Source organism: Variovorax sp. E3 (assembly GCF_016082275.1).
Lineage (GTDB): Bacteria > Pseudomonadota > Gammaproteobacteria > Burkholderiales > Burkholderiaceae_C > Variovorax.
Window position 1 is genome coordinate 1 of record NZ_MOWM01000296.1, and the last position, 3,475, is coordinate 3,475.

The following is a 3,475-nucleotide window of genomic DNA, read 5'->3' on the forward strand; positions in this document are numbered from 1 at the left end:
GGCAGGCGCGGGCGCCTTCGCCACGGGAGCCGGAGCCGGTGCGGGCGCTGGCGCGGCCGACGCCACCAGCGTCGACGACTTGCCGCCGGCCGGTGTGGGCGTGAAGAGCGTGCGAATCACCGCCAGCTTGGGCTGCACGGCCGTGTTGTTCTGGTCGAGCTGCAGCGCCTTGCTGTAGGCCTGGCTCGCCAGCCGTGCATACACGTCGCCGAGGTTTTCCTGGGCGGTGGCGTAGCTGGGGTTGGTGCGAATCGCGCTTTCGAGCGCGGCGCGCGCCTTGTCGAACTGGTTCTGGCCCGCGTAGATCACGGCCAGGTTGTTGTACGGCTCGGGCAGCTCGGGGGCGTCCTGCGTGAGCTGCGTGAAGGCGGCGATGGCCTCGGCGCGCTTGCCGGTGTCCAGCTGGATCACGCCCTTCAGGAAGCGCATCTGCGGGTCGCGGGGCTTGTCCTTGAGGAAGGCGTCGGCCTTGGTCATGGCCTCGTCGAGCTTGCCGGCCTGCATGAGCTTGTCGACTTCCTCATGCTCGACGGCGGCCAGCGCGGGAAGCGCCACGCCACAGGTTGCAGCGGCCAGGAAGAGGGCGCGCACGGTGGGGGAGAAGCTGAAACGGGCGCGTGGCCGGGGGCTCTTGGGCATTGCGGACAAGACCTCGTAGGGGTGGGTGATGCGGCAGGGATTGTAAGTGGGGCAGGTAACCCCCCGATACAGCGATGACGGTCTTTCGGCGTGCCCGCAACGCGCGCGGCGCCCGGTGCCGCAGTACAGTGCCGCCGTGGATCGCCTCCAAAGCATTGAAACTTTCGTTCGCGTCGCGCAGACCCAGAGCTTCGCGGAAGCGGCGCGCCAGCTGCGGGTGGCCAATTCGGTCGTCACCACGCGGGTCAAGCAGCTCGAAGAGTTCCTGGGCGCGCCGCTGTTCCACCGCAGCACGCGCGTGGTGCGGCTCAGCGACATGGGCCAGGCCTTCCTGCGCGACTGCACCGAGCTGGTCGGCCGCGCCAACGACATCGTCGACCAGATGCGCGACGCGCGCGGCACGCCCTCGGGCACGCTGCGCGTGCATGCGCTCACGGGCATGGTGCTGGGCCGCTTCGCCTCGCTGCTGCGCGAATTCCAGACCACCTACCCCGACATCCACCTGGAGCTGATCGTGAGCGACGCGGTGGCCGACCCCGTGAAGGCCGGCGTCGACTGCGCGCTGCAGATCTTTCCCGCGGCCTCGCAGGAGCTGGTGTCGCGCCCGCTGTTCCCGGTGCGGCGCGTGCTCTGCGCCACGCCGGCCTACCTGGAGGCGCACGGCACGCCCGCCACGCCGCGCGAGCTGCACCGCCACAAGCTCGGGCTGTACTCGGGCTACCCCACGCGCGACCGCTGGACCTTTCACCACCAGGGCGAGCAGACCACCATCTACCTGGCCGCCGCGCTGCTGACCAACAGCGTGCACCTGCTGCGCGAATACGCGCTGGAGCACGCGGGCATCGTCTGCCTGCCGACGCTGGTGGCGGGCGACGCCATTGCGCGCGGCGAGCTGTGCGTGGTGCTGGCCGAGCACCAGCTGTCGTCGTTCTCGCTGAGCGCGGTGTACGCGGGCACCTCGCGCAACGCGCTCAAGCTGCGGCTGTTCATCGAGCACATCGCCACGCGCTTCACGCGCGTGCCGCCGTGGGACGCCACGCTGATCGAGCGCGGCCTGATTCCGGCGGAGCTCATCGAGTTCAGCCGGAGCAGCGGCTAGCGGGAAAACCCGCGCGATTATTCGGAGACTCCGAATAATCCTCTTCCAAACTGGTCCCTACCGGCGGCGGCGCCGGGCTCCTAGAGTTCGCTCATCCCAAGATGACTCTCAGAGACGCAAGGAGACAGCACCGCCATGACCGCCACCGCCTACCAGACCCGCTTCGGGTCGCTCAAGAAATTCGACAAGGGCCACGTCGAGCCGATCGACGACGACGTGCGCCACTACGCGTTTTCCAACTGCTTCGAAATCGCGAGCCTCAGCAAGCCCTACGAGAAGGTCGTGTTCGGCCAGAACCAGATCTACGTGCTGGAGACGCTGCGCGCCGAAGGCACCTCGCCCTGGTTCACCTGCGCGCACGACGAGTTCGCGCTGGTGATGGACGGCGACGTCGAAGTGCACCTGGTGCAGCTCGACGCCGCGCAGGCGGTGGCCGACACGGAGAAGAACGGTGCCGTGCTGGTCAAGGGCGAACCCCGGGGCAAGAAGATGGGCTGGATGAAGCTGTCGCGCGGTCACCAGGGCCTGCTGCCCAAGAACACGGCCTACCAGTTCCGCACCCCCGGCGAGCCGGGCGTGATCGTGCTGCAGAGCTGCAAGGGCGACCTCTCGGTAGAGAAGTGGGCCGACATCTGCCAGTCGCACTGATCGCATCGAACACAGGAGCCATTTCATGAACGCCCCCGCAGAACTCGCCCGCGTGATCGCATCGCAGCCCGACGCCACGCTCGGCTACAAGGACTTTTCTCTCGGCAGCTTCAGCTTCCGGCGCGACGAATACTTCGTGCACATCGGCTGGAAGACGCGCGACGGCCGCCCCATGAGCCACACCATGGACGCCGGCAGCTACCTGCGCGCGCTGATGCGCGACGTGGCCTGGGGCTTCTTCTACGGCTGGGTCAACTTCGACGACGTGTTCGGTACCGTCAACCACTACGAGTCGGTCGACCTGTACGCCGGCAGCTTCAACGGCACCATGAAGGACGCGGGCATCGACCTGCTCGAGAACTTTCCCACGGCGCAGATCCGCGCCACCTTCGAGGCCATGCTCGACGACTGGACCAACGAGAGCTTCGACCCCTTCGCCGCGCCGCAGGAAACCGGCTCGCCCTACGGCCGCAAGAGCGGCAACAACACCGCCAAGATCACCCGGCGCGCGAGCTGGCCAAGCGCTGCGTGGGCCTGAAGGGCGACCTCGACCTGCGCAGCGACGAACGCGGCGCGCCCGTCAACCGCGCCTTCGTGGATGTGCCGCAGGCGCAGCCCGAGCTGCATCCCGAGCCCGGCTTCGAGAACGAGGTGCACGCCTTCAATCTCTTCGGCTTCCTGAGCCGTTCGCAGGTCACGTGGAACCCGAGCTTCACTTCGGTGGTCAAGCACAGCTACATGTGCCCGACGACCGAGGAGCACATCCTGCCGATCATCCACGGCAACGACCGCGTCGAGTGGTTCTTCCAGATGACCGACGAGATCCACTGGGACTGCGGCGACAAGAACACCGGCAAGCCGATGGCCCGCGTGATCATGAAGGCGGGCGACATGGCCGCCATGCCCGCCTACTGCCGCCACCAGGGCTTCAGCCCGAAGCGCTCGATGCTGCTGGTGTGGGAGAACGGCTCGCCGAGCCTGGTGTACGAGATCCAGAAGGGCGAGTCGCCAGAGATTCCCGTGCAGTTCTGAACTGACTTTCTCCCTCCCCTTCCGGGGGAGGCCGGGGTGGGGGCTCTTCAAGCCCGC

General features: G+C 67.6%; 3 protein-coding genes and 1 pseudogene. 3 read left to right on the forward strand and 1 reads right to left on the reverse strand.

The window, feature by feature from the left end; all coding sequences use genetic code 11:
- Positions 1 to 639 (reverse strand): tetratricopeptide repeat protein (locus BMG07_RS40190; protein ID WP_198089146.1); only part of this gene is annotated, 639 nt, incomplete at its 3' end.
- A gap of 136 nt (positions 640 to 775) precedes the next feature.
- Between BMG07_RS40190 and BMG07_RS40195 the strand changes: the two genes are divergently transcribed.
- The 3 genes and pseudogenes from BMG07_RS40195 (at position 776) to BMG07_RS40205 (ending at position 3,418) form a co-directional block, all read left to right on the forward strand.
- The gene (locus BMG07_RS40195; RefSeq protein WP_198089147.1) at positions 776 to 1,738 is read left to right on the forward strand and encodes a LysR family transcriptional regulator; all 963 of its coding nucleotides are present in this window, start codon (positions 776 to 778) and stop codon (positions 1,736 to 1,738) included.
- A gap of 135 nt (positions 1,739 to 1,873) precedes the next feature.
- The gene (locus BMG07_RS40200; protein WP_198089148.1) at positions 1,874 to 2,386 is read left to right on the forward strand and encodes a hydroxyquinol 1,2-dioxygenase; all 513 of its coding nucleotides are present in this window, start codon (positions 1,874 to 1,876) and stop codon (positions 2,384 to 2,386) included.
- A 25-nt stretch (positions 2,387 to 2,411) separates the two neighbouring features.
- Positions 2,412 to 3,418: pseudogene (locus BMG07_RS40205) on the forward strand (hydroxyquinol 1,2-dioxygenase).
- Positions 3,419 to 3,475: the final 57 nt, after the last annotated feature.